This window comes from Pseudoxanthomonas sp. LjRoot204_2, assembly GCF_056175765.1.
This window is the reverse complement of sequence record NZ_JBGFFG010000238.1, coordinates 1-5,291: the sequence shown is the minus strand read 5'-3', so window position 1 is coordinate 5,291 and position 5,291 is coordinate 1. Positions and strand designations below refer to the sequence as shown.

Genomic DNA, 5,291 nt, shown 5'->3' with positions numbered 1-5,291 from the left:
GAACAACGAATTCCCGCGCAGCGTGCAGTTCTGCCTGGCGCGCGTGCAGAGCGTGCTGCCCACCATGCCGCCACGTCCGGGCGTGGACCGCCACCTCAACCGCGTGCTGGGCATGACGCGCAACGCCGACCCCGCCGTGCTGGCGGAGCGGAACCCCGCTGCGTTCATGGACGAGATCCAGCGGCATCTCGGCGCGTTGCACGACGCCGTCGCCTCCGGCTACTTCCACGGCTGAGCGGCTCTGAGTCGCCGCGTTCGCGCCAGGCGGCCGCGGACACCGCCGCCAGTTTGCTGGCGACGAGCAGTCCCGCCGCGCCGGCGACGATCCGCCAGGCCGGTGGCATCCAGATCACGAGGATCAGCGCGGTGACGCCGGCGCCCAGCAGGAATGCCAGCAGCGCGACGGCCCAGGGTTTCATCGCAGGCTCGCGGCGTCGGCGGACGGTTACTGCTGCTGGCCTTGCGCGTCGCCCGGATCCTGTCGCGACGGTACTCGCCGGGGCGGCATGGCGGGCAGGCCCGGCGGCGGCGCTTCCTGTGCCTGCTGCGGCTCCCATGGAAAGCGCGGCAGGCTGTGCACGGCGGCTTCCAGCTTGCGCGACCAGGTGTCGTGGATCTCGGCGTACAACGGGGTGTCCGCTTCCAGCCGCATCTGCTGGCTGATCCTCAGGTCGCCGTTCCGCACCAGGGCGATGTCCACCGGCATGCCGACCGAGAGGTTGGAGCGGATGGTGGAATCCAGCGACACCATCGCGCAGCGCGCGGCATCTTCCAGCGGCGTTTCGGGGCGGATGATGCGGTCGAGAATGGGTTTGCCGTACTTCGACTCGCCGATCTGCAGGTAAGGGGTTTCCGGCGACGTGGCGATGCAGTTGCCCAGCGGGTACACCATGTACAGGCCGGGACGCTCGCCGGCGATCTGCCCCCCCAGGATCAGCGTGGACTGCACGTTGACGCCGCTCTGCTGCAGTTCGCCGCTCATCTTCACCTGGCTGGCCACCAGCATCTCGCCGACGTATTCCGCCACCTCGTAGAGATGCGAGAACGTGCGCAGGCTGCGCGTGGCGGTGGGATCGTCGATGTCGCGCTGCAGGCGGGACAGCGTGAGCTGCGTGGTCGCCAGGTTGCCGGCCGACATGATGACGAGCACGCGGTCGCCGGGCCATTCGAACACGTGCATCTTGCGGTACACGCGCACGTCGTCGAAGGAAGCGCTGGTGCGGGTATCCGCGGCGAAGACCAGGCCTTCGTTGACTTCGATGCCGACGCAATAGGTCATGGCGTGTCCGTTGCTGCTGTGCATCACGATTCTATGCGCCGTCCCGGGGGTTGGCTAGGGCCACCGTCGCAGTGTTAGACGGCCCGTACAATGGCCGGGATTTCCGCTCCAGGTGCGCCATGCAGGCCGATCTCCCCCTTCCCGACGATGCGGCGCGCGCCCACAGCGAACGCCTTGCTGATTTCATCCGAAACGAGATCGCCGCCGAGGGCGGCAGCATTCCGTTTTCGCGCTTCATGGAGCGCAGCCTGTATGCGCCCGGACTCGGCTACTACAGCGCCGGCAGCACCAAGTTCGGCGAGGCGGGCGATTTCACGACATCGCCCGAGCTGGGTCCTTTGTTCGCGAGCTGCGTCGCGCAGGCCGTGGCCCCGGTGCTGCAGCAGTTGGGTCCCGAAGCCGAGTTCGTTGAAATCGGCGGCGGCAGCGGCGCCTTCGCCGACATCATGCTCAAGCGCTTGCTGGAACTCGATGCGCTGCCGGCGCGCTACGCGATCCTGGAGCCCAGTGCGGACCTGCGCGAGCGCCAGCGCGAACGGCTGCGCCAGCGCCTGATTCCGCCGGTGTTCGAGCTGGTGGAATGGCTGGACGGCCCACCTTCGGCGACGTGGAGCGGCGTGTTGTTCGCCAATGAAGTGATCGATGCCTTGCCGACGCCGCGCTTCACGCTGCGCGATGGCGAAGTGTTCGAAGAGGGCGTGGCGATGGATGGCGAAGGCCGCTTCGTGCGTGCCGATCGCCCGGCCGATGCCCTGCTGTCCGCGGCGGTGCGCCATGTCGAGCGGTACATCGGGCGGCCGTTTCCCGATGGTTATCGCTCCGAGCTGCTGCCGCAGTTGCCCTACTGGATCCAGGCGGTGATGGGTGGCCTGGACCGGGGCGCCATGCTGTTCGCCGACTACGGCTATACGCGGCGCGAGTTCTACCAGCCCGATCGCGACGACGGCACGCTGCGTGCCTACTACCGCCACCGCGTGCACAACGATCCCTACCTGTGGCCCGGGCTGCAGGACATCACCGCCTCGGTCGACTTCACCGCGCTGGCCGAGGCGGGCACGCAGGCCGGGTTCGACCTGGCCGGCTACACCACGCAGGCGAACTTCCTGCTCGGCAATGGGCTGCAGGAGCGCTTGAACGAAGCCGAGGCGCGCGCGGACGAAACCACGCTGCTGCGCCTGCGCAACGAAGCCAAGCGGCTGACGCTCCCCAGCGAGATGGGCGAGCGTTTCCAGGTGATGGGATTCTCCAGCGACGTCGAGTTCGGCACGGCCTTCCTGTTCAACGACCTGAGCTGGCGCCTGTGAGCCGTGTCTTCGCGCTGAAGCCGTTCCATCGCCCGCGGCTGTGGCTTGGGTTTTGGCTGCTGGCCGTCGCCGCCGTGATCGTGTTGTCGCTGGTGAACCTGAGCGGATTGCCGCCGGTGCCGGAAGGCGGCGACAAGGTCGAGCATTTCCTCGCCTACGGCGTGTTGTCGGCGGCGGCGATGCAGTTGTTCGCCACGCGGCGCGGCTGCCTGATCGTGGCGGCGCTGCTGGTCGCCCTGGGCGTCTGCCTGGAGTTCGCACAGGGCACGCTGACCGCCACGCGCATGGCCGACCCGCGCGATGCGCTTGCGAACACGCTGGGTGTGCTGGCCGGACTGGCGACGTTGCCGACGCCCGTGCACCGCCTGYTGCTCACACTGGACGCGCGCCTGCGTCCCGCACGCGTCTAGGAAAAAGAAAAGCCGGGACATGCCCGGCTCTTCCATGCTGCGATGACGGCCGTCAGCGAGGCTGCAGCGTGATGCGGTCCAGCACCCACATCTGCGGGCGCGTGTCGCCGGTGAAGCGCACGCACAGGTCCTGCTTGCCGGTGGTGCCTGCGGGCAGCGGTGCTTCGAGGTCGAGGAAGCCATCCGCGTTCGGCGCGGCCGGCAGCGCGACCGTCGCCAGCGTGTGGCCCTTGCAGCCGCCACCCAGGATTTCCAGTTCGCCCAGCGGCGACTTCGCTGGTTCGAAGGTGCGGTGCGGCTCGTCGTGCGCGAGCTGGAAATAGTAGGGAATGCGGCCCGCACGTACCCTGATCGAGGCGATGCCTTCCAGGTCGGCCTGGTCCCACTGCCAGCACGGATAGAAGATCGTCGCGTTGAAGATCGCGCGCTCGCCATCGGCCGGGCCATCGTCTTCCAGGCGCAGCAGCAGGCGGCCGGCGTCGGGGCAGACCGACATCGCCTCATCGGTGCGGCTCAGCATCGAAGCGGCGCTCAGTTCGAACGTCGACGCCGGCACCAGGGGGCGACCGTCGGCGAAGGCCGCGGCGCGCAGCGTGGCCGGCAGCTTCACCTCGATCGGCGACGCGAAGGTCGGCGACGCCTGCGTGGGTTCGCTGCCGTCGGTGGTGTAGTGCACCGGGTAGTCGAGCGGGTTGGACAGCGTGACCTTCGCAGTGCCTGCCTTGCGGTTGTCCTCGGTGGCGATCAGCGGCTCGAACGGTGTCTTCGCGTAGCCCAGGCCGATGGCGTCGTAGCGCTTCAGTTGCGCGGGCAGCCGGGCGGTGAAGCTGGCGAAATCCTTCTTGGCCGCGGGCGACCAGCCGGTTTCGGCGACCGCGGCGAGGCGGGGGAATGCGTTGTGCTGCAGGCGCGCGAACGTGCGCGTGTGCTCGGTCCACAGGTTTGCCTGCAGTCCGAGGATGTGGTGGCGCTGGCTTTCCTCGAGATCCGGCGGCACCGGCTCGAAGCCGTAGACATCCTGCAGCGTGATCAGCGCGGGGCGTCCGGGCGGTTCGTTCGGCGAGGCGGTCTGCAGATAGTCGAGGTACGTCTTGTTCGACGGCGACATCACCACGTCGTGCCCCTGGCGCGCCGCCTGCAGGCCGCCTTCGATGCCGCGCCACGACATCACCGTCGCTTCCGCCGGCAACTTGGCTTCGAGGATCTCGTCCCAGCCGATCAGGCGCTTGCCGTGCCCGGCGAGGTACTTCTCGAGGCGTTCCACCAGATAGCCCTGCAGGTCCATCTCGGTCTTCGCGCCGACGGCCTGCATCCGAGCTTGCTCACGCGCGGAGGCTTCCCACTGGTCCTTCACCGCTTCGTCGCCGCCGATGTGCACGTAGGTGCCCGGGAACAGGGCGACGACCTCGCCCAGCACGTTCTCGAAGAAGGCGATCGTCGGCTCCTCCACGTTGACGAGGTTGGGGAACACGCCCCATTCGTTCGACGGAACCAGCGGCGTGTCGATGGAACCCAGTTCGGGATAGGCGGCGATCGCCGYGGTCGCATGGCCCGGCACGTTGATCTCCGGCACCACAGTGATGTGGCGCTCGGCGGCGTACTTCACCACGTCGCGGATCTGGTCCTGCGTGTAGAAGCCGCAGTAGGGGCGCGGCTCGCCGGTTTTCGGATCCTTGCCGCCATCGCCGGCGGGAATGCGGCAGCCGCCGATCCCGGTGAGTTTCGGGTACTGCTTGATCTSGATGCGCCAGCCCTGGTCGTCGGTCAGGTGCCAGTGGAGCGTGTTGAGCTTGTGCAGCGCCATCGCGTCGATGATCTTCTTGACGTCGTCGACCTGCTGGAAGTGGCGGGCCGGGTCCAGCATGAAGCCGCGCCAGCCGAATCGCGGTGCGTCCTCGATGTGCAGCACGGGCAGCGTGGCCCCGCCCTTGTCGCCCTGCGTGACCAGTTGCCACAGCGTCACCGCGCCGTAGAACAGGCCGCGTTCGTCGTGCGCCTGCACGATGATGCCGTCGCGCGTCACGTCGAGCGTATAGGCCTCGGGATTGGCCGAGCCAGCGCCGGCCGGCGCTAGCACGAACTGGATCAGGCCCTTGCCTGTGTCCCCGGTAGTGGCCAGTGCCGGCCCGCCCGCCGACTGCAGGTAGGCGGCGAACTGCCGCGCGACGCGCGTCGCCACGTCACCCCTGGCGGACAGGCGCGTGCCCGTGCCGACAGTGAAGCTGCCGGTGCCGGTTTCCATTACCGCCGGTGCGGGAATCAGCGAAGGCGTGATCGGTGCGGCCGCCACCGTCGTCG

5 protein-coding genes are annotated in these 5,291 nt (G+C 68.4%); 3 read left to right on the top strand and 2 right to left on the bottom strand.

The features are described from left to right. On the top strand, positions 1-235 hold a 235-nt coding region (locus AC04L7_RS11860; RefSeq protein ID WP_475513067.1), incomplete at its 5' end, for an alpha-E domain-containing protein. 210 nt (positions 236-445) lie between these two features. On the opposite strand, the gene AC04L7_RS11855 is transcribed toward AC04L7_RS11860, so the two are convergent. Further along, positions 446-1,279 carry a proteasome-type protease gene (locus AC04L7_RS11855; RefSeq protein ID WP_296281415.1) on the bottom strand — a complete coding sequence of 278 codons (834 nt, stop codon included), beginning with the start codon at positions 1,277-1,279 and terminating at the stop codon, positions 446-448. Between the two features lie 119 nt (positions 1,280-1,398). On the opposite strand from AC04L7_RS11855, the gene AC04L7_RS11850 reads away from it, so the two are divergent. Both AC04L7_RS11850 and AC04L7_RS11845 read left to right on the top strand, forming a co-directional pair. Beyond that, positions 1,399-2,583, top strand: coding sequence for a class I SAM-dependent methyltransferase (locus AC04L7_RS11850; protein ID WP_299345135.1), 1,185 nt, complete (start codon positions 1,399-1,401; stop codon positions 2,581-2,583). Continuing rightward, complete coding sequence (locus AC04L7_RS11845; protein WP_296281416.1) at positions 2,571-2,993, top strand: VanZ family protein; 423 nt, start codon at positions 2,571-2,573, stop codon at positions 2,991-2,993. The genes AC04L7_RS11850 and AC04L7_RS11845 overlap by 13 nt, the downstream gene beginning before the upstream one ends. A 52-nt stretch (positions 2,994-3,045) precedes the next feature. Here AC04L7_RS11845 and AC04L7_RS11840 read toward each other — a convergent pair whose 3' ends face one another. Next, positions 3,046-5,283, bottom strand: coding sequence for a beta-N-acetylhexosaminidase (locus AC04L7_RS11840; protein WP_475513068.1), 2,238 nt, complete (start codon positions 5,281-5,283; stop codon positions 3,046-3,048). Between the last annotated feature and the right edge of the window lie 8 nt (positions 5,284-5,291).

Excerpts from the sequence above, each read along its gene's own strand:
- AC04L7_RS11855 (WP_296281415.1), bottom strand. The coding sequence starts at position 1,279 with ATGACCTATTGCGTCGGCATCGAAGTCAACGAAGGCCTGGTCTTCGCC.
- AC04L7_RS11850 (WP_299345135.1), top strand. The coding sequence starts at position 1,399 with ATGCAGGCCGATCTCCCCCTTCCCGACGATGCGGCGCGCGCCCACAGC.